We start from the raw sequence: 25308 nt of genomic DNA on the forward strand, positions 1-25308 counted from the left end.
TCCGCCTGAGTGAAATGAGCACAAACTTCAGACACCGAAAATATCGAAAGGTTCCCCGTAATCTGGCAGCCCGGGCAGGTGCCATGCAAAGCACAGCGGCGGAAGTACCGCCGCAGCCATGTCACCGAAGTGGCAGTGCAGTTTTGTCCTCAATAATCATGATCAATTACAGGGTGCGCCGTGCTCTGTAGCGTGCTCGAATAAGTTCCTACCCTCTTCAGTAATTGCCTCAAACCCGGCAAAAAATTGATCCAGGTCAATCGGTTGTTTGTTGACCAGCTCGTATTATCAGCACTATTTCACCAGTTCATTATTTGTACAGAGATGCATTTTGTCAGGGGTAACACTACCTGTTTGTGTGCTGGTTTCCGGTTTTAGTGATAACGGTAAAATAAATGAAGAAACTTCTCGATAGTGCGCTGTCGTCTGTCATCAAGCGAAGAACGTTTATCAAGTGGGGGACTGCTGCGGGGAGTGCCGCTGTTGTCGCTGGCAATGCGTTGCCTCTGAAAGCCATGGCAACGGATTCAACGCAGGCAAGAGCCGCTGGAGACAAGGTGACCTGGTCTGCCTGTATGGTGAACTGTGGCAGCCGCTGTCCTCTCCAGGTGCATACCAAAGATGGCGTTATCACCCATGTTGAATCGGATAACCGGGGCGATGACGTATACGGTGATCATCAGATTCGCGCCTGTCTGCGCGGTCGCTCTATCAAGCAACGGGTATACAACCCTGATCGTCTGAAATACCCCATGAAGCGGGTTGGCAAGCGTGGCGAAGGCCGCTTTGAGCGCATCAGCTGGGATGAGGCGCTGGATACCATCGCCAGACAGTTAAAGTACACCATCGATACTTACGGTAACGATGCGATCTATTATCAGTATGGCTCCGGAACCCAGGGCTATAAAACCGACGGTCCTTTTGCCTCCAAGCGCCTGCTGAATATGCTCGGTGGCTTTCTGCCTTATTACGGTAACTACAGCTGGGGACAGATTCAACGTGCGCTGCCGTTTACTTATGGCGGTGGACGTCCAGCGGCGTTCGGCAGTTTCACCAGTGAAATCGCCAATGCAGAATTGCTGGTCATGTTTGGTTACAACCCGGCAGAGACCCGCATGAGTGGCGGTGGGGAAATCTACGAGCACATCAACTCGGTGAACAGCAAAAATGTGCGTACCATCATTATTGACCCGCGTTATACCGACACCATGCTGGGCAAAGAGTCTGAGTGGATTCCAATCCGCCCGGGGACCGATGCTGCCCTGGTAGAAGCCATGGCCTGGGTGCTGATCAACGAGAAGATGGTCGATGAAGCATTCCTCGAGACGTTCTGTGTTGGCTATGATGAAAAAACGCTGCCAGCCAGTGCACCGAAGAACGGCCACTACAAAGCGCACATTCTGGGCCGAGGTGCTGATGGCATCGAGAAAACCCCGGAGTGGGCGGCAAAAATTACCGGTATTCCAGCGAAAAAAATCATTCAGCTGGCCCGGGAAATTGGCAGGGCCAAACCTGCCTACATTATTCAGGGTACCGGTATTCAGCGTCAGGCCAACGGTGAACAGGCGAGCCGTGCCATCTGCATGCTGCCAATTCTGACCGGCAATATTGGCCTTGCCGGCACCAACACCGGCGAAATGCCAGGAAACTATGGCTTCCCGGTGAAAACCCTGCCCATGGGTACCAACCCGATCAAGACGGCGATTCCATTCTTCAAATGGACAGATGCGATTCATCGTCACCATGAAATGACGGATAAGACCGATGCTCTGCAGGGCGGCACGTCACTGAAGAATCCGATCAAATTCATCTGGCAATATGCGGGCAATATCACGGTTAACCAGCACTCTGATATCAACCGGACCAAAGAGATCCTGTCTGATGAGAGCCTGTGTGAGTTTATCCTGGTGTTTGAAAACCATATGACACCTACCGCACGGTTCGCGGATATTCTGCTGCCGGATATCACCACCATTGAAAATTATGAAGTGGCCAGCAACGGCTATGCCTCGGGCACTCTGGGCGCGGTGATTCCGCTGGTGCCTGCTATTGCCCCGATGTACGAGTGCCGCAGCGCATACGACATCTGTGCAGGTATTGCCAAACGCTTTGGTCTGGAAGCGCAGTACACAGAAGGCAAGACCCATGAGCAGTGGGTGGCGGAACTGTACGAGCAGATGCGTAAAGAACAGCCTCAGGTGCCAACACTGGAAGACCTGCGTCGTGACGGTCCCTACAAACAGCTGGCACCGAAGCATATTCGCATCGCTCTGGAAGGTTTCCGTAAGGATCCTGTGAACAATCCTCTGGGAACCCCATCCGGGAAAATCGAAATTTACTCCGAACAACTGGCGACCATTGCCGCCGAGTGGGAGCTGCCGGAAGGGGATGTGGTGACACCGCTGCCACAGTACGTCACCACCAGGGAAAGCCATCTGGATCCTTTGACTGAGAAGTATCCGCTGCAGCTGATTGGATTTCACACCAAGGGCCGTGTGCACTCCACATACCACAACGTCGCTTTCCTGCGTGAAGCAGTGACCGATGCCGTGTGGCTGAACCCGGCAGATGCACAGGCCCGGGGAATCAAAGATGGCGACATGCTGAAAGTCTGGAATGACCGTGGCGAGACCCGGGTTCCGGCTAAAGTCAGCCCCCGGATTATGCCGGGTGTTGCTGCCCTGGCCGAAGGTGCCTGGTACGCACCGGGTAAAGACGGTGTTGACCGTGGTGGCTCATTCAACGTGCTGACCACTCAGCGCAGTACGCCGCTGTCCAAGGGTAACCCGATGCACACCAATCTGGTTGAAATTGCCAGGGCATAACAGGATAGGAATTAAAGTTCGATGAAACAATTGGGATTTTATGTCGACACGGCCAAGTGTACGGGCTGCAAAACCTGTCAATTGTCGTGCAAAGATGAGAATGACCTGAAAGTCGGTGTGAACTGGCGCCGGGTCTATGAATACGGCGGTGGTAGCTGGTTTCAGAACGAAGACGGCACCTACGCCCAGGACGTGTTTGCCTATTACACCTCCATCAGCTGTAACCACTGTGCCAAGCCAGCCTGTACCAAGGCCTGTCCAACCGGTGCCATGCATAAGCGTGACCAGGATGGCCTGGTGGTAGTTAACGCCGACGTCTGTGTTGGCTGCCGTTACTGTGAAATGGCCTGCCCCTATGGCGCACCGCAGTTTGATGCCGAGAAGAAAGTCATGACCAAGTGTGATGGCTGTTTCGACCGGGTTGAGCAGGGCAAGCAGCCGATCTGTATCGAATCCTGCCCGCTGCGAGCCCTGGATTTTGGTCCGATTGATGAGCTGCGTGCCAAATACGGCACGGAAGCGGATATCGCGCCACTGACGGACTCCTCTCTGACTGAGCCATCGCTGGTGATGAAGGCGAGCCGTCATGCCAAACCTTCCGGTGACAAGACCGGACGCATTATGAACACTCGGGAGGTATAACCATGCATGAGTTGCCACTGGTATTTTTTACGGTGCTGGCACAGGGCACCGTTGGCCTGTTCCTGGTACTGGCCTGCCTGCTGATGGCGAACAGTGATGCCCGCCGTCAGCAGCTGTTGAATAAACTGCTGATGGTGGCTCTGGTGCTGCTGGGTGTCTCCGGCGCTGCGGCCATGACTCACCTGGGTCAGCCATTGCGTGCCATGAATGTTATTTTTGGTCTGGAACATCTGTCGGCACTGAGTGTTGAGATCATCACCACTTCGCTGTTTGGTGGTGCTGTCTTCACTTATGTGGCCATGGTGCACTTCGGTATCCTGGCAAAGTTGCAGAAGCTGGTTCTGGCGGGAGCCATGGTATTGGGCGTGCTGTTACTGCTGGCCATTGCCAATGTGTACACCCTGGCCACAGTGCCTGCCTGGAACAGCGGCTGGACCATCTTCCAGTTTGTTATGACCGCTTTTGTGGTGGGTATCCCGGCAGCGGCGCTGATGCTGAGAAGTCAGTCGGCCTCTTTGGGTGCATTCCAGAAAAACACTGATCGTGCACTGGCCACCCTGGGCTTTATCACCCTGGGTCTGGTGCTGGTGGGGTACCCGCTGTACCTGTTCTGGCTGGGGCAGGTTGATCTGTTTGCTAATCCGCTGGGTCTGTTTGACTACCACGGTCGTCTGATGCTGGCCCGTCTCGGTCTGTTGTTTGCCGGTCTGGGCGTTTGGGTGATGGCTGCCACTCGTGGTAATAACTCATCGGCAGGTCTGGCAGGGGTGAGTACCGTCCTGGTGCTCACCGCTGAACTGTGTGGTCGTATCTTCTTCTATGATCTACATCTGTCGTCTATGTGATCAATATAATTATTATGTAAGCGAGTAAATGCAGGACACCTGCAGTTATAAGCACAATAGCCTGAAAATCCCTATACAGGGCTTTTCAGGTTCTGCTGGTTCTTTTTACCCTCAACTGTTCACCGGTTTTCTCTCCAGAAACTTCGCTTTAGACGTTTCAGGTTGGCCGGTTCCAAACGCTGGTCTTCACCGACAAGGCATTCAGAACCGATGCACACCTTCATTTCTCCGCCTTTGGAGATCACAGAGGGTTGAGGCGCAATGGAGCGACTGTTCAGTATCATTCTTCGACCGTGTGAGCCCATATTCTCCATAACGGATACATTCAACACGCTAGTACCATCCTCAATATTCACGGCATAAAAATAATTGAGCCCGACGCCCGGATTACAGCTGTTAGAGGACATTTGAGGAACAAAAGAGCTAAACAGCAGCATGCCATTGATCAGTGAGGCCCGGCCCAGGATTTTCTCGCCGGGATCTTCCAGTCTCATATACCAGCCAGCAGCTCCGCTCAAAGAGCCCAGTGCCGCATTTTTATCCCACTGGTTACCGTGTTGAATGATGTTGGAGGTCGCATCGTACAGTGACCACTCAGTAATGACCCCACCGTTGGCATACCGGTAAGTGGTCGGCTTGTTAAAGATATTGCGGTCACGAATTACATACATACGATCCTCCACCGCCGTATTCATGGGGCTGGGGCGGGTACCGCTGCCTATGGCGATATTGAGATATTCGCGATTGCTGTCAACGGCTACAGTGGGTGCCTCAAAAAAACGCCGGGCATCCACTTCAGACTCGCCTGCCAATTGGGCAATCAGACCACCATTGGCGAAATTCCAGGACCCGGTGTTATCGGGATTGATATCAATACGGAACACCTGACCGCCAATATCCACTGCATAAAAGTAATCGGTCAGGCCATCCTGGTTGATATCAACCAATGTCAGATCTGCCGGAATACTGTATTCCATTTCCGGGATGCTCAGGTTACCGTTTTTGCCGGCATGCCAAAGCATTTCACCGGAATAGGCATCGACCATATATATTGCCCGGCCTATGTCGTTTTCCTCAATTTCCGCTTGCTGGTCAGCATCTTCGTCATAGCCCCCGCCAAACAGCAACACATACCGTTCAGACCCCTGCCACTTGACCTTCGTTAACTGCGCCTTTGACCAGGTTTGTCCCAACTCCGAAAAGTCGGGATTTCTGGATGGATCGTCGTCAGCCTTGTTATTGGAATCCACATCCCCTTTGATAACCCATCTAAGCTTCGGGGTATTCCGGTTAGTGACGTCCAGAGAATAGATATTACTGCCTCCCCTGCGCATGGTCAGGAATAAGTAGGCATGCCCATGACCGTCCGTTATGTTGCCATCGCCGTTCCAGTCCCTGAAAAAGACAGTTATCGGTCCATCCATGCCATATATTTTGGCTCTGCCAGGGTCGGGCTCCGGTGGTGGAGCTGGCCATTCATGCCTGGGCCTGATATCACAAACAGTGTCGCCGACCAAGTGTGGAAAGTTGTAATGCCATTTACAATATTCAGGATGTGCACACCTTGCTCTTGACCAATCCCAATCGCATTCATCATCGTTCGTGGGTGTCGGGGGGATAAGACGACAACTCTCGCTCAGGTTTAAATCTCCCCACTCAAACCTTTCTTCACAATAACGGGCCGGCACACAGGCACCGGGTACCTGGTAATTCCACACACACTGTGAATCCGATGTTGGCGCACCGGATATCGCCGGGCGAACCGTCCCCTCCCGGTACATTCGCAGGTTGCCCAGCAATTTCTTGGGAATGAACGAGAAAGTAGTGTACCCACTGGTATCCACAGCATGGAGAAAACCATCATTGGTGGTAAAAAAAATGGTTTTATCCACATCACCATGCCACCCCCAGGGGTTATAAGTAACAATGACCGGCTGAGTATGAATAGGGTCACCCATACTGAACCGTGGTTCTATCAACACACCATCGCCATCGTCGTCATCAATATCAATGCCCCGTGCCCACTGCAGCAGCGATATTTTCTCCAACATACCAGTAACGCCCAGAGTACCGTCAGGAAAAGAAACAAAATTGCCTTCGTTGACCCTATTCGAATCGCTTGACAGCTCCACATCCCTGTCGCCAGTTAAATTGGTATAAATCGGTCGCGCCGGATCCAAAAGCGATGCAGCCCCACCGGCTGTAACGACTTTACCATCCGGTGCAGCGCTCCAGATACTCTGGGCATTGTCAGAAAAAAAGCCAGTCACCGGATCAATGGCCAGATTCCCGTTGGCATCATATATCTGATTATCATCACCCAAACGGTAACGTTTCAGGTTGCCCGTCCAGTCTGGTCCGGAGCTAGGGGCAAAAACGGTGTAGTAAAGTTCATCGGTGGACTCAAGGGAGTTAAACGCATTGACGGGGACGGTCGGTGAAGCAAATGAGGTGGATTCCGAATTGACCCGAACCATAATATCGGCAAACGCCTGACTCAGCTGGTTAGCATCCTCTGCCCGGTAGTACTTCCCGTTACCGGCCCTGACGGAATTGGACAGTACATCTGACGACCATTGATCCATTTCACCAAAGCCAATAACGCTTAATAAGACGTTCTGGTCGCCATTAAAACCGCTGTGAATATCATGATTGGCCATATACCAGATAATTTCATTAAGGCATTGGTGACAATCGTGGTACAAATGACTTGGTATGGTCTTACCCGCGATCATCCGCTCAATGTCAACATCAGCACTGGTATCATAGGAAGGTGCGCCATCAGTCAGCAAGATGATATTGTTCTTTTGGCATTCTGTGACAATGGGGGAACGATAATTCGCGCCTGGATTCCAATAGGCACGGAAATCGCTGCCAAAGGGGTTCGACGCGAATTTTGTGTACTGCCCCGAAAAATAAAGGTAGGCTTCATACAACGTTTCAGCCATTGGTGAAAAGCCGTTTGGAATCAAACTATCAATGGCATCCATAGCCCCCTGTCGGCCCGTGTCAATATCTTCAGATGCGAATATAACGCGGCCGCCCTCATCATAGTTAAATCTCATTACACTGATGTTGATATTCTGTGCATCACTGATAAAGTCCTTGGCCACTTGCTTGGCTATATCCATGCGGGAGGGGCCAGAATACTGACAATTCCCAAAAACACCACATACCTCGGGCCTCGCGAACATGCTCGCTGATGTATCCATAATCAGCATCACATTGGGCTGGGCTCCAGTGGGAAGGTCGGCAACAAACAGATCAATATCATTTCCCGCCAGTTCACAAGATAAAATCAGGGAGAGCAGAAAACACGCTGATGTCCTTAACCATCGAGAGATGGTCTGCGAGTATTCTGAATATTCATATTTTGAATGATCGTTGCTAAACATTCCTGACATTTTTATCCACTGTTCTGTTGTTATGCCCAGCCAATGCTCATATCTACGAAGGGTGATACTTTTATCAGGCAATAGCAGAATTGACAGTTCCTTACTCCGGTGCCGAACCCTGCGGTGGTGTGATCAACAGAACTTGCAAGACTTGAGCCGTATTTTCAATCCAGATCACCAGCGCAGGCTGCTCCGGGGAGTCCCGGGACTCCTGCAAGTCCTCCAGGTCCCGCAAGTCCTGCAAGGTTGCCTTCTGACTACCACCACCCAGTCTGCCCACTTGCAACCGCTGGTCAAAGACCAATCGTTTTGGCAGACAGGTTGCACAGGGGTAGGCCCAGATCAAGCCACTGGACTCATTGCGAAATTCAACTTCTATCTTGCCGAACTCCTGGTCAACTTGCCTGCCCGCTGCGTTGCCATGGACCGCCAGGCATGACAGCCATATTCCTGTCATGGCAGCCAATAGCCAGTAGCGGACATGACTGTCATGGTGTTTGCTCAGTAACATAAATCTCCCCCATGCTCTGGCCTGACCGGGCAAACTTCATTGATGGCATTGTTCTCTATCTGGTAAATCAGACCAGAACACTGACTCCCAGAACCAGCTTCTTCCCACTGACGGCAGCAGCCGTCATGTACTGATCAATATCGGCAGTCCCCCCGGAAACAACACCATTAAGCACCTGCAACCGTGCCACGCCATGTACCGGGGCAGCGGCATTATTTCCTGGCCGGATCCTGAACAGATATAGGGTGGCCTGTTTATTCAGCCAGTTGACCGGTTACTGGTTGTTCCTGAAGTGCAGGGGAGGGTTTATCAATGCGTTCAATACCCCATTGCTCCAGCTTTTCTTTCCATGTTTTTCGAAAATCCGATGAAGTCTTGATCTTTCCCAGTGTCAATAGAGGTTGAGGCATTTCTTTTCTCAGACACTCGCCAACCAGATTCATAAACCATGCGGAGTTTTCAGCGGCTTGTGCAAGGCTGTCAAACCCTTTAAGACTTTCACCAAGGGCGTTCAAGTGCTGAAGGTCATCAAGCATTGATTCCCGCACTTCCTGCTCCCGCGCGTACCGGGAAGCAAACAGTCGTGACTTCATCAATCCACCCGATCGACAGGTTTGCAGTGCAGGTTGATCCAGTATTTCAGTCGCTTCAGACAGTACCTCCTTCACGGAATAATGGTCTTTAAACCGAACCAAAGGGCGCTGGCGCTGATCCGATGGAACGGGAAAACTTTCCCATATTGAAGCTATGTATTCCTGTAGCTTCTGATTCTTGAACTTAAGCGAGTTCTCTTCAGCCACCAGCATTTCCAGGCTGAGTTTTTCAAGGTCATCAGCGGTGCTGGCAACACGAAATTCCCGATAATCGGACAACCCCACAGGCTCTTGCCAACAGGAATCAAAACGAAAAATCTCTTCAGCAACACGCTTGGTTATTGTGCATTTCTCAACTGCGAGCCCATTCTCCTGGCGCAGTCTCTGAATGTTGCCCGCCAGCTCTTTTTTTAAATTTTCTTCTTTTAGTTTTTTTTCTTCCAATGCTTTGTTTCTTAATCGTTCCTCACTATCGGTGCGTTGAAATTGACTGACGCCGGGAGGGCTGTTGTTATCACAAGCCGTCTCAGGCTGCACTGACGAATCGGCAATCCCCGGGGCTTTCATATGCACTGACCAGGTTCTTTTTGTCATTGCCGGAGACAACGACAAACCCAAAGGCTCAAGACTTTTTATTAATTCCTTTGCTAATTTTCCACCCGCCCCGTGCCCTTCCAGTAAACTTGCTATTTCTTCTGCAAATGCTTCAAATGTTGGCCGCATGTGTGTCACTGTAACGGAAAGCTCGTCCTCAGTGCTTTCCGACAGTCTGAAGACAAAATCTTCCGGGTTTCCTGCCAGATAACCCATAAGATATTGGTAATACTGGCAACCCTTCTGCACATAGGCATTCAGGGCGTTTTGATAGTGTCGGGCAAATACAGGGATGTTTTTCCTGTACACACTTTCAGCAGTTTCAGAGTCGAGGTAGTTCTTACTGGCAAGTTTCCTGAGTCTTTGTTCGCCAGCCTCCCGGAGTTGTTTCAATGGCTGTTTCAGTGCTGACGACCCTGTTATTATGTTGTCCTTGTCTTGTGCCCGCTTCGTGGCAGCTGACACTGCTTTTGCTATCTTGCCCTTAAATAGCCCTTTACCCGGTTTCGATTTCCCACCTGATTGAATATCCAGCATCGGTGTAGACATATTTGCACTTGATGCCGCCTGCTGACTGAGTGATAGGTTATTCATAAACTCCGGACTCGTGAATGCACAATAATTATTATCAGCTTCAATTATTATCAGTTTCGCCTGATCAAACCCTGATCATCGGTAATCAAGATAGTCAGAAAGAAAGAAAACGCCCATATTTTCCCGGCAGACAAACTCTTCAATCAGGTTGATCAGGGTGCATGAAGGTAAGTAGTTAACCAAATGAAATCGTATTTTCTGACTAAGTGGACAGTCACTCCCGGCAACTGCTCCTGCGTTGCTCTAGCTCCTGCATCCATGCAGTCGTGCGGCGTTACAACTACGGTCACATAGCTACGGCTATGCTCCCTACGTTGTGCCTTGCATAGTAACTGACCACTTAGCCAGAAATATACGATTCCATTTGGTTAACTACTTAAACGTAATCATCATTTCAGGCTTAAACGAAACTAAAGAGGCAGGGATAATGAACTTTGACTATTAGAAATTGTCACAAAGTGCGTTGATACAAATTTAAGATCAACTTTAAAAACAACAGTGGAGTCATTTGTGGATTCAGTCAATGCACCAGCTACAGCGACCAAATCAAATTTTCAATGCCCTTTTTGCTTAGAAGATGATTTGGAAGCCCGGTTTAATGATTTTGTCGTGACCCATTGTTGCAAACAACCCTTTCACTTCGATTGCATGGAACAGTGGAAAGCCAATGAATTAAGCATTCAGGGCAGGGAGGCCTGTACGGTTCCCGTCAAACCATGCCAGACTTATTTGAGCTGTATGCATTGCCGACAGAATGCCCTGCCTGTCGTTAATCTGAACACCCTGGCTTATAGCAATAGCCACAGCACCGGTTACTGTTTACCGGATCTTGCTGACTTTCTGAAAAAGCGTACTAACAGTCGGCAGGCAAGCTCATCCGAAAACGATCAGGGTGGCGCAGAGGGGAGCAATAACAGCACAACAACAATGGCAAGCGGCTCAACGAGCTTGCCAGCAAGCTCAGTTAATGATGCGAGTATCAGGGGCAGTGAAGACCATATCATTCCTGATTTACCGACCCTGGTCAGTCAGGGGTTGAAGCGCCGTCATGAAGATTTGCGCTCTGGAATTGAAGAGCTACTGGCAGTTCAGGCCTGTGTCATTGGCGATCAGGACATGCTTCAGGAGATTGCACAGCAAGCTCCGCATATTTTTAGCACCACTCAGGAAACTGTCCTTTATCAGGGACCTGTACCTCTGGCTCTGGTGGCTGCTGAACATAATCATGAAACGTGTGTTAAGAAGATGGCCGTTAACCCGAACATGTTTCGACAGTCACTGACGCATGCCCTGGAAGACAATGATGAAGGCACATTGGCAATGCTGATCAGGAGCGATAAATTGGGGTTTGCCGATTTGCACCTGCTCCGGGCAATTGAACGAAAGGACAAGAAAAAGGCGAAATCGCTGTTGGCCGCTGGCGTTGATCCCTATCCGATAGCCCAAAATGTCATTAGGGCTGACCACAGCCCGGCAATGATAAATTTCCTGCACAGCATCGGACTCAGTGGTGGCAAGATTGTTCTCATGGCCGCAAAGGCAGGGAACAGGGTGCTGCTAGGTGATTTTAAGGAATCGTCTGAGCTTCGCAACATCATCAGGGATGGCCATTTCATTGAGGCCATAATCCTTGCTGCACAACAAGAACACCGCGGCGCATTGCGGGAACTGACAGCGTTTGTGACGCTGACAGACGCGCTGTGCATCTGTGTCCGTGCGCATAATGAACCCGCCATTGCTGCGTTGCTCAAATCGGGGGCGTGTTTGGTGGATGCCATGGTGCAGGCCGTTTCTAAAAGTCAACTGGAACTGTTTGAACAATTACTGGCCAGGAACATAGATGACGGTGGTCACTATTTAAGGCTTGCTGCACAAAGTGGTGATGAAGGACTGGTACAGGCCCTGCTCAATGCCGGCATTGATGCCAGTGGCGGGGATGGTCAGGCTGACACGCCACTGGTTATAGCCACACGCAATAGCCATGCCAGGGTGGTCAGTATGTTGCATGACGCTCTGGGGCCTGACCAACGAGTCAATATTATTGTCCGGTCGACCAGGGAAGGGACTGAAACGGAATTGCGATCACTGCTGGCTTCCTACCCGGGGGCGGGACAAATGTTCCGTGAGATGCAGCGGGTCATTAGTTATTTGCGTAATCAACCTGGCTACGGTGAACCGGCTATCAGACGGCTGTTAGATAAAATGGATGTCGGTAAAACAGTGACCATTCTTTCTGAAGCCCTTAAGAATAACGATGACAAAATGCTGGCAACGCTACTGGCGGTCGGGGTCGATCCTAATATCACTGATTGCAATGGCTTGCCTTTGCTGCACGCTGCTGCTGACAGAGGAGACCTGCAGATGGTTCAGCTATTGCTGGAGAGGGGGGCAATAGCTGATCTGCTGAATATGGAAGGGAAAACTGCCTTTTCCATTGCTGTCCGAAAAGGCTATAAATCGATCGCTAACCAGCTGATCAAAGCGACAGGTGGCGTAGATATTGAAAGTGAAGTAACCGCAGCGGTTGGTCGGGCAGACGTTGAAATGCTCAGGCCTTTGCTGGGTATAGCTGACCTTGGTGGCACAAAGTTCCGGCAACTGTTCCGTCAGGCTGCTGTGAGCGAACAGCGTCAGGTGGTCAGTGTCTTCGCCACGCAAACAACCTTCAGCGTTGAGATTGCCTTTGCCATGGCGCTTGGCGATAACGAGTTGCAGGTGGTTGATGAATTTCTCAAGGCCGGTATGGATAAAAGCCGTTGCTGGTCGGCGTCGGGCTTGCTGATAGCGGCAGCACGCAAGGAGGAAGAGAAGGTTAAAATGCTCATGAACAATGGTATTGATCCCGCTAATGACATTAAACTTGCGGCACAAGCCCGGGAAACGGAAGCCCTGTCAGTACTGCTATCGTCTTTTGATAATATTGAAGAAAGAAACAGCCAGGTTAAGGCACTGATTTTCAGTGAGGTGGACAATCCGCCAGTGTTCTCATCGCTGGTGGATGTTGAGCGTGAGTCCGGAGCTGCTGGTCTCAGGACTATCCTGGTGTCGATTTTGGCCATGAGCAAACAAGTCCGTACCGATCTGGAGAGTGTGCTGACAGCAAAGCAGATCATTTTGGCTGAGGACAGGGATGCAAACAGGGATGCAAACAGAAAGGGGAAGCCGGAAGATTCCCCCGCCCTTAACCGACAGGGAGGCAGGCAGCGGGATATAGTTGAGGAGCCGCCGGGTCATGGCAATGTGAGGATAAAATCCTGTGATGATGCTATCAATGACCATCAGACTCATCTGGAAAGGAATGAAGCTGTTATCCGGGCATTGATTCGCGCCGGAGCCGATCTTGATATCACCGACGAGACCAGGGGCTCTCTCCTCTCTCAGGCAATACAGGAGAACTGCCATGACAGTGTCCGGTCCATTCTGGCTTTCTTGACACGGTCAGGCCCGACTGCCAACACCCCTGCTGCATCGAGCCAACACTCCGGTGGTTACATCAACAGAGATCTTTCAAGGGTATTGACCGATGCTTTGGTGTTGGCCATTGGTCTGGACCGGCAGCCAATGGTCAAGCTGCTGCTGGACGCGGTGCATGGGATGAAACATGTTCAATGGGATCTCTCCCGGCTCAATGGCACTAGCGACCTCCTGCTTGGTGTTGCCCAAACGGGAAATATCGATCTGTTGCGAGAACTCTGGCAACTGGGTGTCCGGGCTACCCCGAGTCTGATTCGGATTGTGCAGCGTGTAGACGAGAACAAGCTGCACCAGTTTGTCAGGGCCGGGATTAAACTGAACGCTGCGGATGTTGGCAGAGGTCTGCATCCGTTGCTGCTGGCCGCCATTATGTTCGCTGAAAATAGCTTTACACGAGTGGTGCGTTCCATTGTCTCGATCACTGACAATGTTGACGACGTTATTTGTGACCAGCAACTGACATTACAAGAATCGGTGCGGTCAAAGCTTTGGCAAATTGTGGCTGAACAGCATGACCGCATAATGAGTGTGCTGGTTCGCGCTGCTGATGGAGGAAATCACCGACTTTTCGAGACACTCGCGGGCAACCAGGAGATGGCGGATCCCCTTGGCCGATGCCTGAGCGATGCGGCACGCCGTGGCCATCGCAAGGTGGTCAGTGAACTGATCAACATTGATGTTGATATCAACTCCGAACCGGAGGTATTTCTGTATGACGTAGCCCTTGAGCATCCCGATATTGCCAAAATGGTGGTGAACTATTGGGCAGGAAAAGCGAACAGAAATCTCCCGGTTATTGTCGAGTCAGCGCTTACTTTGGCAACAGAGAAACTGACGGAGCAGCCCAGTGCTGATCGGCAGCAGACAGAGCAACTTTGTCTCTTTTTAAAGGGCTTGCTGGGAAACACCGTGCCCTCTCAATCGACAGACTATCAAAAGCCCTCTGGCGTAAAAAGGCACTAATCCCCATACAACCACCAGAGCCTCCCTGGCTCCGGAGGCTGTTGTTATATAGATAGCCAAAGCGGCTTAAGGAACTTCATCCTATTTGTCTGGTTTTGCGTAAACGCTTTGGTAACACTTGGGTCGCTCTCTCTGCTGCTCCTGATAAGCGGGTTCTCTGCGAACAACCCTTTCGAGCTCAGCGGTAAAAGCCTGTTGCGAACGATGGTAATGCTCCTTGCTGACATATCCCGAGTCCATGCAAGCTTTTATTTCTTCTAACTGCGCCTGTCGTCTGGCAAGACGGCTTAGTATTTCAGTAAAAAGATCAGCGACGGTTTTGTCATCGGCCCCGTTGCGACGGACTACGTTGAGTTGTTCCAGCAATTCATCCCGTTTATTTGCCCATTTGGTCGGCTCGGCCCACACGGCTTCTGCTATGACGTAATACCAACTCCACCTTCTAAATATGAACTGCGCAGCCATTTTGAACCGCTGGATCTTCGTTGGAATTCCTCGCAATAGCCCTGCTATTACTCGTCATTCCGCCTTGCCCAGCGGTCCAAAATGACTTGCTCGTTATCATATTTAGAAGGTGGAATTGGTATAACAGACATCAAATGCTTTTATGTTGCGCGTACCCCATCAAGAAGCATTGCTGATATCTTGCGGACAAAACGTCAGTGTGAACAGGCACTGGGTATTAAACAGCCGTTGCCTCTGGTTGTTTATTGCAAGCACAAGGGATCTGTCCAGGTCTGCTTTGATGATGAGCTTGATAGTGAACATCTGGCCCTGAATGAGGCATCCCTGGATGAATTTGCCCTATTCCATAACCTGTCCCAATGAAAAAATTATTTCCTGTACTGTTTCCGCACGTTAAGGGTTTAGGCTGCAATTTAGAAAATTTATTGTTTATTTTCCTGCTTATTCTTTTACGACGATTCTTTTGATGCCAACGGTGTATCTGCTTCACTGTTTTCCAAAGAACCGGTATCTTCCGGTTTACTCGTCTCTTTAGCTAATAATGCCTTAAGGTTTTTGTAATATTCACTGAGAGTTATACCTTTTCCCGCACTGCGTAAACCTTTCCTTTTAATAGACGGCACTTCCAAAGTATTTTTATTTTTATCACGCAGGATAGAGCATGCTTGTTCAATGATTTCACCAGGGGTGCTATCGTGACCCGGTCTTGTTTCTTTAAGATGTTGTTCCGAAAATCGTCTAACACTGTTTCCAAGTTCCTCTATCCCTGAATTAATTTGTTTCTGCATTCTTCTTTTTCTATCTTTTTCTAATTTTATTCGTTCATGATGATTCAGGTTTGTGCGTGGTCTTTTTGCTCTTGGCTTTGCAGCCCGGAGCAGTAATTCCTTATCATCATCAATTAATCGAGCTGCCAGTTGTAGAATCTTTCCGACAGTGCACTCATTGTTGTTCAGTTCTTTAATACGCATGAACTTACTCACTTCACTGCTTAATTTTGATACATTAATCTGGCTGCTCTCAACTTCAGGATCAGCAACAGGAATCGATTCGCCCGAAGTACGCATTTTTTTCAGAGGAGGAGGGCCATTCAGGGTTTCCAGAACCCAGTTTGATGAATTTGAAGAACTTGCTTTAGTTTTTTTCTGCTGTGCCTGGTATTGAGAAAAATTTTCTTCAAATGCGTTCTTAATGTGCTTTTCAGTGGTTTCTGCCAGTATTTTATCGGTATGTTCTCGAAGTTGTTTGTTTGCTTCCTCCAGCCTGGTTTCTAATAATGGCCTGATTGCTTCTGAAACCGATTTTACAAGACGGGGTTGCATGCCCGGAATAGTTGCTGTTATTGATGATGAAACAACTTGATTTATTTGTTGCTGTAATAAGGGCATCGTAGCTTTGACAGCATTGGTTACCTCACTTTTGATTTGTTCCCCCAATAGTTCCCGCATTACATCAGGCATTATAGCTTTGACCGTGCTGGTTATCTCCGTTTTAAGCTGAGGAATGACGGTGTTAGAAATGGCTTGTGCTACAACTGACAATAGCCGCGAGGATTTTCTTGCAGGGTTGTGGGGGGGCACCGTTGATGCATTGTGGTTACCGATTTCCAGGGTCGGCCTGAAGGTCAAATCGGGAGTCGCTGGTGCACTTAACACTGCAGCATTGATCTGCGAAACCAGAGGGTGGTTTGGAGGCAGAGGCAGCTGAAGCGAAACCCGGGAAACCTGTCGGGGCAGATTAGCCTCTACAGGGGTGGGGGAGAAATGAGCCAGTCGTTGACTTGGTAAACGGGGAGCCGTTGCTTTTGGAGAGGCGTCTGACATTAATGGGGGACGATTGGATCTGATGAGTACACCGGACGACAATAAAGGATCCTGACTATCAGGGCGCAGGCCGGAAACTGGTGGTGATTGCAAAAATGACGCACTTTGATCTGGGCAACTGAATCGATAACCCGGGGAGCGTTGTAAATTTGGATTGTAGATCCTGCTAGACGTCAACATGGGGGGCGTTTCTTTACGGTGCTGGGGGGGATTTATGAATTGCCTGTGACCCGCAGGGGCAGCATGCATTACCGGATTTATATTGCAATGTGTTGTCTCTGTTGCCTTGATATTCCTTTGTTGTAATTGAGTAGTGATACTCTGTCCGGGCATCATTGACATTGGCTCAGACTGACACAAACCCGGAGTTGGCGTATTGAAAACACGGGGCTGGGTTGCATCTGTGATTAAAGTACCTTGTCCTCCGTTAAAATTTAAAAAAGAAGGAAAACCATTGCCCATTGATAAAGGAGAATTAAACATGCCCTGAAAACTACCCTGAATTTGTAATAGTACCTTAAAATTATGACCTTTTGATTAACTATAAGTTCAAAACTGTATTTGCCATGAAAACTCGCTGGGTTCTAATGTAAGCCATAAATCCCTTTCCTTGAGGTCAGTTAATAGATATTCCATTGATGCTTACGCAAAGTTAGTGCCAAGGTTTTTTTAAAGGGATAATTCAATAATTTATAGAGAAAAAGTGATGCTGATAAGGCTTTATTCTATGTGGATAAGCCAGAAATCGGGGATATCTGCACTGCAACGATACACACCAGAGCAGATATTCATGATTTCATGATGCACAGTGCTTATTGGGTTAAACAGGTGCCAATACCGTTTGAATTATTATCAGCATTAACCAGTACCATACTGATACTGTCGTTTTCTCAGCCTGGTCAGATGGGAGAACACACCATGAATATTGTCGTGTACAGTGGCAATTGTCGCATCCGTTCACTAGCCTGATCGTTCAAGTTAAAAGTGCCTGTGTTCCGTGAAAATGTTGACGGTAACTTCTAATGATGTGAGACAGGAGCGAGCTGACTAATATGACTCCGGCCAATATCACGTCATCCAATCCCGTTTCCTCTCATGACGTTAGCAACGAAGGTAAGCAGGCGGCTGCCGACGAATCGGATCTGAAAGTCTGGCAAGAAGGCAGTTCGTCAAAAGCCCGGAAAACTAAAAAAAAGAAGAGCCGCTCAGGTGCTTCTGATAAGCCTTTTTCAGGTGCATCCCCCTGTGCATCCCGATACCTGGACAACCCGGCCTATCCTGCCGTCCAGGAGCAGCAGACCAGGCCCGACAGGGGGCTGAAGTCCCGTCATTGCCAGCGCTCAACCAAGACAGCTGCATCACCTGATGTTACTGCCAGAGGTTGTGATTCTTCTGATTTTCAGTTAGTTGCCCGACCAGAGTTGAGCAAGGCGAATTTGACGCCTGCGGAGTTCAGGCCTCGATACAAGACGCCATTGGTTGATATCGGAGCCAATCTCATCGGACACAGGTTTGATGACTTGTCCCGGGTTATTGCCGATGCTTCCCGGTCAGGCGTAGGTCGCATCATGATAACGGGTACTTCTATTGCTTTAGCAAAAAAGGTGCAGAAAACCGTGGATAAATGGCTGAAGCAATCTCCGCATTCTACCAGGGCCGCTGGAGCCTGTGCGTCTGCCGATTCCTCCCGATGCTCTTTGTATTACACAGTGGGATGTCATCCACACAAAGCCAGGAATTTTAAGCAAGATGGTGGCATACCGGAAATGGAAAAAATTATTGAACGGGGCGGCAGCCACTGTATTGCAGTAGGTGAGTGTGGATTGGACTTTGTGCGTGAGTGGTCTCCCAAAAATGTCCAAAGAGATGTGTTCAGAGAGCAGCTGGAGCTTGCGGTACAACTGAAAAAGCCACTGTTTTTGCATGAGCGGGGTGCCCATAAGCAATTCATTGAAATTCTGACAGACTACATAAATCAACTGCCTTCTCCAGCCATGGCCTGCGTTCATTGCTTCACCGGTAACAGTGAGCAGCTGCAGGCTTATCTTGATCTGGGCTGTTCCATCGGGATTACCGGTTGGATCGGCAACACGCGTAATAAAGATCTGGTGGGTGCGCTGCGCTCTTTCGGTTGGGAAGCCCTGCGTGACCGGCTGATGGTTGAGACCGATGCACCTTTTTTAAAACCTTATCTGGTTATGCCCCGGCAGCCTGATCATGGCAGTGGTGGTCGTGGCAAAAGACAAAGTGATAATGAACCGGCCAATCTGCCCTATGTGATCCATGCGCTGAGCCAGGTCCTGGGTGTGGATGGAGAAGAGATTGCTGCTGCAACCACAGAAAATGCCCGCCGGATATTCTCACTCGTCGACTGACACCGCATCGGTAAATAACTGGTTAAAATGATTGGGCAATAATCAATCAATAAGATATAAAAATTAGCCAACCAAATGTTATTCATCCCGATTGTTTTTGACTGGATACGCTGTAAATTCAAGCCAAACAAGGCAAAGGAGCACAGGGCGAAAAGTGTCACGTATAAATACCGGTTTAATCATTCTTCAAACAGCGTATGTTGGGTCACAATTTTCAAGCCTACAGGCTTCTGGTTAAGTCGTGTCCGATATACAGAGAACAGAAGACGAACAGTTGGTATCCCCGGCAAGGCGGGCTTTTTTCCGGCGTTTCGCCCCTGAACCCGAGCAGGTGATCCCCAATAGCCGCTATCCACGGCCGCCATGGGCAGTAGATAACACACTGTTTCTGGCGCTGTGTACCGAGTGTGATCAGTGTATTGAGCAATGCCCAATGCGGGTGCTGGGACAATCCGATGAGCAAGAAGAGATTCTTTCTGGCCGTCCTGTACTGGACCTTTCTTACGGTCGTTGTGACTTTTGTGGACAGTGCGTTGATGCCTGCCCATCGGGAGCCTTGAGCCGTGAACAAGGGAAAAAGCGGCAGGTGATTCCCCAACTTGCTGGCAGTTGCCAGGCAGAACTGGGGATGTACTGTAACCTCTGTGAGGAAACCTGCCCTGAACAGGCGATCAGCTTTGCTGCGGATAATAAGCCGGTGATAGACCTCAGTCTCTGCAGTGGCTGTGGCGAGTGTGCTCTGGATTGCTACAGTCGTGTATTGGTTATGGCCAAAGCTTCCTGGGAGCCTGTCGGACTTAAGCGTCCGTAGCGAGGATTGCGAGAAATTGAGGATAAAAATTTCTGCTTCTGAGGAGAATAGCGGGGCTATTTGACGAAGAAGCAGGAATTTTTAGACCAATTTATTGCAACCGCAGTAGGACAGTCTTAAGTACGACAGGCTCCTAGCGCCCCCTCAAAAACAACTTATCCAATTGATCCATAGTGAGCATGGTCCAGGTTGGGCGACCATGGTTGCATTGTCCGCTGCGCTCTGTCTGCTCCATATCCCGAAGCAGGGCGTTCATCTCTTCAATGGACAGTTTTCTGTTAGCCCGCACCGACCCATGACAGGCCATGGTGGCCAGTATTTCATTGATATGGGCTTCAATGCGGTCGCTGGTACCGTGTTGCATCAAGTCTGAGAGCACATCTCTCAATAGCTTCTCAACATCGGCATTCTGCAGCATCACCGGTATCTGACGCACCAGCAGCGTTTCCGGCCCCATCCGCTCCAGGGTCAGTCCCAGACGGGTAAAGTATTCGCTGTTTTCTTCTGCACAGTCTGCCTCACGTTCACTCACCGATACAGATTTAGGTACCAGCAATGGTTGGGCAAGAATCCCCTGTTCCTGATAGGACTGCTTCATGCGCTCATAGGTAATCCGTTCGTGAGCGGCATGCATATCCACCAGAATCATCCCCTGGTCATTTTCCGAGAGAATATATATTCCTTTCAGCTGGGCAATGGCATAGCCAAGAGGCGGTGCCAGAGAGTCATTTTCCGGCAACGGCTGCGCCGACACCTGAGCGGGAAATGCGACGCCGGGTTCCTGTACCGCATGGTCACCCACGGCTTTCGCCTGACTGGTAGTTACAGGCTCTGCTGAGGTGGCATATAGCTGGCTATAGGCTTCTATCTGTCGTTTAACCTGGCCGGGCGATGGCGCTTCTGATAAAGCAGGGCGACGGTCAGGATTACCACTACCGCCGGAGCTTTGATTGGCATAATGCCCGGTACTGCCGGATGCTGTCGGGGCGGTTGCAAGCTGGATGGCTTCCTGCCCCTGAAACTCACCGGCATCAATACCCGATGCCGTGGGTTGAGGCGGATTGGTCAAAACCGTGGGTGGTAGCTGATCTTCCGGGCGAACTTCACCCAGGGCACGATTTAAAGTACTGAACAGAAAGTTATGAACCGTTCTGCCATCCCGAAAACGGACTTCATGTTTGGTAGGATGCACATTGACATCTACCATGGCCGGATCCAACTCCAGGTAGAGGACAAATGTCGGATGACGCCCGCTGTAAAGTACATCACGGTAGGCCTGACGAACTGCGTGAGCCACCAGCTTATCCCGAATAACACGACCATTAACGAAGAAGTACTGCAGATCAGCACTGGCCCTGGAGAACGTAGGCAGCCCCACCCAGCCGTACAGTTTCAGGCCAGAGGCGGCAACATCAATAATAACCGCATGTTCAATAAATTTGGGACTGCAAAGTGCAGCTACCCGGCGATCTTTTTCCGCCTGGGTAACTGCGGGACGAAGCTGATGGACACTGCGTTGATTGTGGCGGAGGGTAAAGCCTACATCAAAGCGGGATAGAGCCAGGCGCTTAACCACCTCTTCAAGGTGAGAAAATTCGGTCTTTTCAGTACGGAGAAACTTACGACGGGCCGGCGTATTAAAAAACAGGTCTTTGACTTCTATGGTGGTGCCCACCGGATGCGGTGCGGGCATAACCTGCGCTTCCATATCCCGCCCTTCCACTCGGGCCTGCCAGCCTGACGCCTGTTCTGCCACATTAGACGTCAGGGTGAGCCTGGAAACTGAGCTGATGGAGGCAAGCGCCTCTCCGCGAAATCCGAGGGTAGCCACACCTTCCAGGTCTTCCAGTTCAGATATCTTACTGGTGGCGTGGCGGGAGAGTGCCAGTGCTAACTCATCCCTGGGTATGCCATGACCATCATCACGGATACGGATCAATTTGACACCGCCATTTTCCACTTCAACCGTCAGACGCCTGGCACCGGCATCAATGCTGTTTTCCAGCAGTTCTTTGACGACTGAAGCCGGACGTTCCACCACCTCACCGGCAGCGATCTGGTTAGCCAGTCGGTTATCAAGAAGACGAATGGGTTTCATGGTCGATTATTGGGTCCAATAAGAGTTCTCAGGCCAGCCTAATGTAACAATACCGGGAGGAAGTTTCCCCGGTTTTTACCATCGAATATCGAGTTTTGAGCAAGACTATCAGTTAAAGGGTACTCTTTACATGTTTACTGTTCAGCATGATGCGGGGGGGATGTACACAATGACCGTTTGCAACTCACAGATCATTCTGTCCAACAGGTACCGGTAGAAAGAAGAAAATAAAGGACACCCAAAAGAAAGGGAAAATAAAAGGAAAAAATAAAGAAGAAAAAATAAAAGGAAATAAAGGACACCCAAGAAATAAAGGAAATAAAGGACACCCAAAGACAAGCGGAAATAAAGGACACCTAAAATTTGACTAATCGGCCACACTGTCTATTTTTCTTCTGGAGCCTCTCAAGGGCATTACGGACATATACCCAGTAACCAATAAAATACCCCTAACCAATAAAATGACATGACGACTGCCCGAAAAAACCTCATAGATCCAGCCAATACGCCCTACTACCACTGCATGGCACGCTGTGTTCGCAGGGCTTTCCTATGCGGCAAAGACAATTTCTCAGGTAAAAACTATGAGCATCGCAGGCAGTGGGTGGTTGATCGGTTGAAGGCACTTTCTGGTATTTTTGCCCTGGAAGTCTGTGCTTATGCGGTTATGTCGAATCATTATCATGTGGTGCTCCATATCAATAGTCAGCAAGCCAAAAAATGGGACACCAAAAAAGTCTTACAACGCTGGACGCAGCTGTTTTCTGGCCCGCACTTGGTTCAGCGTTATCTTGCCGGCGATCAGCTGGGCAAAGCAGAGCTGCTGCGTGTCGAAGAATATGCCCAGAAGTACCGAGGTCGCTTAATGGATATCAGCTGGTTCATGCGCTGCCTTAACGAATACTTAGCCCGACTGGCCAATAAAGAAGATGAGTGCAAAGGGCGCTTTTGGGAAGGTCGTTACAAAAGTCAGGCCCTGTTAGATGAGGCAGCATTGCTGACTTGCATGGCCTATGTCGACTTAAACCCCATCCGGGCAAAAATTGCTGCAACACTGGAAACCTCAGAACATACCTCTATTAAAGAGCGCATTGAGACATACGACAGCGCAAACGGAAAAAAACAAAAGGCACACTTGAAACCGTTAAAAGCTCAGGGGCAAAACCCTGAACAGGCGATTCCATACCCACTCAGTAGCTATTTTGAACTGGTTGACTGGTCTGGCCGAATTATCCGCAAAGGCAAACGTGGTCGTATAACTGACGATGTACCACCTATCCTGGAGCGCTTGGGTATTGACCCAAATGAATGGCTGCAGACTATGCGCTGGCATAATCGTTTTCACCGCGCAGTCGGCAAGCTGGCTTCACTGAAGTCTTATGCAGAAAGCACCGGAAAATGCTGGGTTCATGGTATGTCTGTGAGCAGTAATCTCTATCCTGCCTGATCAACACATTTTCATTTACTTTAATGTGGCCAGAGTTTTCTGAGAACTCTTTCTTATATTGTCTCGATAGTATCTTCTAACTGGCTGTTGCTGAGCACTTTTTGTCCTCTTCCTGCTTGGTATGAATGAGGACTTCTTAGAACAATCAATGCTAGCATTTTTAAAAATGAATAGATTAAATATTCTTTTCACTTTTTAAAAAATGGGTGTCCTTTTATTTCTTCTTTCTTTTTATTTTTTTTCTTTGTCAAAAAATGGGTGTCCTCTTTTTAAAAAATGGGTGTCCTCTTTTTACTTTCCTCTTTTTACTTTTTATCTTTCTCTTTTTATCCTCTTTTTATCCCCTTTTTATTCCTTTCCAGATTTTACTAACGAGGCAAAAAACTTTCTCACCGTGCAACTTTTATCATTTTTTTTGTCTAAATAGCAAAACAGGTTTTACAGATCTTTTATAGTCTTCTCTTTAACGAATCAAAAGTTCAACCAATAAAAAGACTGCTCAAAGTGGCGAACAACAATTAAGTACTTTAGTACAAAACAGAAGCAAAGCATTTTTTAACAGGACTATCAATATGCACATGTTGAAAATTTTCACACCCGGACCTGTAAGCATGGGTTATCAGCAATTGCCCCATGAAGACGTCTGTGATGCTTCTACAGAGCCGAAAACCAGCAGTTCATCAGTTTCCCTGGCTGCCTTTGCACACCATACTCACTCGTTGTCTATTAATCCATCTCAAGGTCTGACCTGCCAAACCCCTGTTGGTAATCGTGCGATTGAGCCGGAAACTGAGCCTCTTTGGCCAAACAATTACATCACGAAAGCCTGGACGAAAGCTCATGGTCAAACCGGAAAAAAAACAAAAGCAGACAGTAAACAAGCTACTAAAGACCTCCACGATGCACTCATTTTCACTGAGAATCCGGAGGATCTGACCAATGATGACATCCTCGGCCTGATTGAAAAAGGAGCAAATATCAACGCGAAAACCAAATACTATGGCAAAGAGACAGCTCTACATTTAGCCGCTTTACGTGACAGTAAAAGAATAATTGAATTGCTTGTTAACAAGGGTGCTGACGTTAACGCCAAAACTTCTTATGGCTGGACAGTCATGCAGTGTGCTCACAAGAATGGATCCATTACGCCCCTGATCCGCTGTATGGTAAATGCCGGGCTCAAGATTGATGCGAGGTGTGATAATTGCGGTTCAACAATGCTTGCTCATGCGGCCAGGGAGCATAGCTGGGAGCTTGTGGAATTTTTATTGGGTAAAGGTGCCAGGGTTAACGCTGAGATAAATATCAGGGGAACGGCACTCCACCTTGCAGTTCGTGAGGGGCGGCAAGATGTCATTAAGATGTTGATGCTAAAGAGAAAGGCTAACCCCGGTTTACCAAGTATACGTGGGCGTTCAGCTATCCATTATGCTGTGATGGACAGAGGTTTTGCAGATTTGCCCACTTCGGAAAATCTGGCACATCGACAAAGCATCCTTGTCGAACTGATTGAAAGCAAAAAAGTGGACATCAATGCCCGGGATGAACGTGGAATAACAGCACTACACATCGCAGCGAGTGGAGGCTATATAGTAATGATTCCGGAACTGCTGAAGCGAGGGGCTGATTTCAACCTTCTGGATAAAGACAATATGACAGCTTATGACTATTGCAATAGGCAGAAAGCCTGTCTGTTAATGGCAGAACATAATGCTGATGTGCGAGGAGTCGATTTGAGGAAAGCAGAAGCAGCCGACCAGAAACACACTGCAAGCGGGTTTGTGCATAAAGTGAAAGCCTTTTTCAAGTCTGAACGAAATCGCTGAGAAGCCCTTATTTTCAGCGGTGCGGAT

16 protein-coding genes are annotated in these 25308 nt (G+C 49.2%); 9 read left to right on the plus strand and 7 right to left on the minus strand.

Translation table 11 applies throughout. From position 1 onward, the window contains the following. Positions 1 to 395 precede the first annotated feature (395 nt). The 3 genes from ACO6UY_RS05300 to ACO6UY_RS05310 are packed head-to-tail and all read left to right on the plus strand — an operon-like array spanning position 396 to position 4312. Positions 396 to 2825 carry a DMSO/selenate family reductase complex A subunit gene (locus ACO6UY_RS05300; protein WP_422489283.1) on the plus strand — a complete coding sequence of 810 codons (2430 nt, stop codon included), beginning with the start codon at positions 396 to 398 and terminating at the stop codon, positions 2823 to 2825. A 21-nt stretch (positions 2826 to 2846) separates the two neighbouring features. Continuing rightward, entirely contained in the window at positions 2847 to 3467 is a 621-nt protein-coding gene (locus ACO6UY_RS05305; RefSeq protein WP_422449833.1) for a DMSO/selenate family reductase complex B subunit, read from the plus strand. 2 nt (positions 3468 to 3469) lie between these two features. Further along, complete coding sequence (locus ACO6UY_RS05310) at positions 3470 to 4312, plus strand: dimethyl sulfoxide reductase anchor subunit family protein (protein WP_422449834.1); 843 nt, start codon at positions 3470 to 3472, stop codon at positions 4310 to 4312. A 119-nt stretch (positions 4313 to 4431) separates the two neighbouring features. On the opposite strand, the gene ACO6UY_RS05315 is transcribed toward ACO6UY_RS05310, so the two are convergent. The 4 genes from ACO6UY_RS05315 to ACO6UY_RS05330 form a co-directional block, all read right to left on the minus strand. After that, the gene (locus ACO6UY_RS05315) at positions 4432 to 7443 is read right to left on the minus strand and encodes a pilus assembly protein (RefSeq protein ID WP_422489285.1); all 3012 of its coding nucleotides are present in this window, start codon (positions 7441 to 7443) and stop codon (positions 4432 to 4434) included. Positions 7444 to 7807: 364 nt separating this feature from the next. Further along, the gene (locus tag ACO6UY_RS05320; RefSeq protein ID WP_422462169.1) at positions 7808 to 8218 is read right to left on the minus strand and encodes a hypothetical protein; all 411 of its coding nucleotides are present in this window, start codon (positions 8216 to 8218) and stop codon (positions 7808 to 7810) included. Between the two features lie 67 nt (positions 8219 to 8285). Then, positions 8286 to 8408 (minus strand): hypothetical protein, encoded by a 123-nt coding sequence (locus tag ACO6UY_RS05325; protein WP_422449837.1) that lies wholly within the window; start codon positions 8406 to 8408, stop codon positions 8286 to 8288. Positions 8409 to 8472: 64 nt separating this feature from the next. Next, positions 8473 to 9999 (minus strand): hypothetical protein, encoded by a 1527-nt coding sequence (locus tag ACO6UY_RS05330; protein WP_422489287.1) that lies wholly within the window; start codon positions 9997 to 9999, stop codon positions 8473 to 8475. Positions 10000 to 10509: 510 nt separating this feature from the next. Between ACO6UY_RS05330 and ACO6UY_RS05335 the strand changes: the two genes are divergently transcribed. Further along, entirely contained in the window at positions 10510 to 14436 is a 3927-nt protein-coding gene (locus ACO6UY_RS05335) for an ankyrin repeat domain-containing protein (RefSeq protein ID WP_422462164.1), read from the plus strand. An 81-nt stretch (positions 14437 to 14517) separates the two neighbouring features. Here the strand turns inward: ACO6UY_RS05335 and ACO6UY_RS05340 are convergent, their stop codons facing one another. After that, entirely contained in the window at positions 14518 to 14901 is a 384-nt protein-coding gene (locus ACO6UY_RS05340) for a hypothetical protein (RefSeq protein ID WP_422489288.1), read from the minus strand. 180 nt (positions 14902 to 15081) lie between these two features. Between ACO6UY_RS05340 and ACO6UY_RS05345 the strand changes: the two genes are divergently transcribed. After that, the gene (locus ACO6UY_RS05345) at positions 15082 to 15264 is read left to right on the plus strand and encodes a hypothetical protein (RefSeq protein ID WP_422489289.1); all 183 of its coding nucleotides are present in this window, start codon (positions 15082 to 15084) and stop codon (positions 15262 to 15264) included. Positions 15265 to 15350: 86 nt separating this feature from the next. Here ACO6UY_RS05345 and ACO6UY_RS05350 read toward each other — a convergent pair whose 3' ends face one another. Beyond that, positions 15351 to 17207, minus strand: coding sequence for a hypothetical protein (locus ACO6UY_RS05350; protein ID WP_422489291.1), 1857 nt, complete (start codon positions 17205 to 17207; stop codon positions 15351 to 15353). A 569-nt stretch (positions 17208 to 17776) separates the two neighbouring features. Here ACO6UY_RS05350 and ACO6UY_RS05355 point away from each other — a divergent pair. Both ACO6UY_RS05355 and napF read left to right on the plus strand, forming a co-directional pair. Next, positions 17777 to 19099 (plus strand): TatD family hydrolase, encoded by a 1323-nt coding sequence (locus ACO6UY_RS05355; protein WP_422468369.1) that lies wholly within the window; start codon positions 17777 to 17779, stop codon positions 19097 to 19099. A gap of 241 nt (positions 19100 to 19340) precedes the next feature. After that, the gene (gene napF / locus ACO6UY_RS05360; protein WP_422468371.1) at positions 19341 to 19910 is read left to right on the plus strand and encodes a ferredoxin-type protein NapF; all 570 of its coding nucleotides are present in this window, start codon (positions 19341 to 19343) and stop codon (positions 19908 to 19910) included. A gap of 133 nt (positions 19911 to 20043) precedes the next feature. Here napF and mutL read toward each other — a convergent pair whose 3' ends face one another. Further along, positions 20044 to 22008: a DNA mismatch repair endonuclease MutL gene (mutL, locus tag ACO6UY_RS05365; RefSeq protein ID WP_422462902.1), complete on the minus strand. Its 1965-nt coding sequence runs from the start codon at positions 22006 to 22008 to the stop codon at positions 20044 to 20046. A gap of 466 nt (positions 22009 to 22474) precedes the next feature. On the opposite strand from mutL, the gene ACO6UY_RS05370 reads away from it, so the two are divergent. Both ACO6UY_RS05370 and ACO6UY_RS05375 read left to right on the plus strand, forming a co-directional pair. Further along, entirely contained in the window at positions 22475 to 23455 is a 981-nt protein-coding gene (locus tag ACO6UY_RS05370) for a transposase (protein ID WP_422449846.1), read from the plus strand. A gap of 572 nt (positions 23456 to 24027) precedes the next feature. Then, complete coding sequence (locus ACO6UY_RS05375; RefSeq protein WP_422462900.1) at positions 24028 to 25281, plus strand: ankyrin repeat domain-containing protein; 1254 nt, start codon at positions 24028 to 24030, stop codon at positions 25279 to 25281. Positions 25282 to 25308: the final 27 nt, after the last annotated feature.

This window comes from Endozoicomonas sp. ALE010, assembly GCF_049310165.1.
In the GTDB taxonomy this organism is placed as follows: Bacteria; Pseudomonadota; Gammaproteobacteria; order Pseudomonadales; family Endozoicomonadaceae; genus Endozoicomonas.

Coding starts and splice junctions, on each gene's coding strand:
- ACO6UY_RS05300 (WP_422489283.1), top strand. CDS start 396: ATGAAGAAACTTCTCGATAGTGCGCTGTCGTCTGTCATCAAGCGAAGA.
- ACO6UY_RS05305 (WP_422449833.1), top strand. CDS start 2,847: ATGAAACAATTGGGATTTTATGTCGACACGGCCAAGTGTACGGGCTGC.
- ACO6UY_RS05310 (WP_422449834.1), top strand. CDS start 3,470: ATGCATGAGTTGCCACTGGTATTTTTTACGGTGCTGGCACAGGGCACC.
- ACO6UY_RS05315 (WP_422489285.1), bottom strand. CDS start 7,443: ATGGATATAGCCAAGCAAGTGGCCAAGGACTTTATCAGTGATGCACAG.
- ACO6UY_RS05320 (WP_422462169.1), bottom strand. CDS start 8,218: ATGTTACTGAGCAAACACCATGACAGTCATGTCCGCTACTGGCTATTG.
- ACO6UY_RS05330 (WP_422489287.1), bottom strand. CDS start 9,999: ATGAATAACCTATCACTCAGTCAGCAGGCGGCATCAAGTGCAAATATG.
- ACO6UY_RS05340 (WP_422489288.1), bottom strand. CDS start 14,901: ATGGCTGCGCAGTTCATATTTAGAAGGTGGAGTTGGTATTACGTCATA.
- ACO6UY_RS05350 (WP_422489291.1), bottom strand. CDS start 17,207: ATGTTTAATTCTCCTTTATCAATGGGCAATGGTTTTCCTTCTTTTTTA.
- ACO6UY_RS05355 (WP_422468369.1), top strand. CDS start 17,777: ATGACTCCGGCCAATATCACGTCATCCAATCCCGTTTCCTCTCATGAC.
- mutL (WP_422462902.1), bottom strand. CDS start 22,008: ATGAAACCCATTCGTCTTCTTGATAACCGACTGGCTAACCAGATCGCT.
- ACO6UY_RS05370 (WP_422449846.1), top strand. CDS start 22,475: ATGACGACTGCCCGAAAAAACCTCATAGATCCAGCCAATACGCCCTAC.
- ACO6UY_RS05375 (WP_422462900.1), top strand. CDS start 24,028: ATGCACATGTTGAAAATTTTCACACCCGGACCTGTAAGCATGGGTTAT.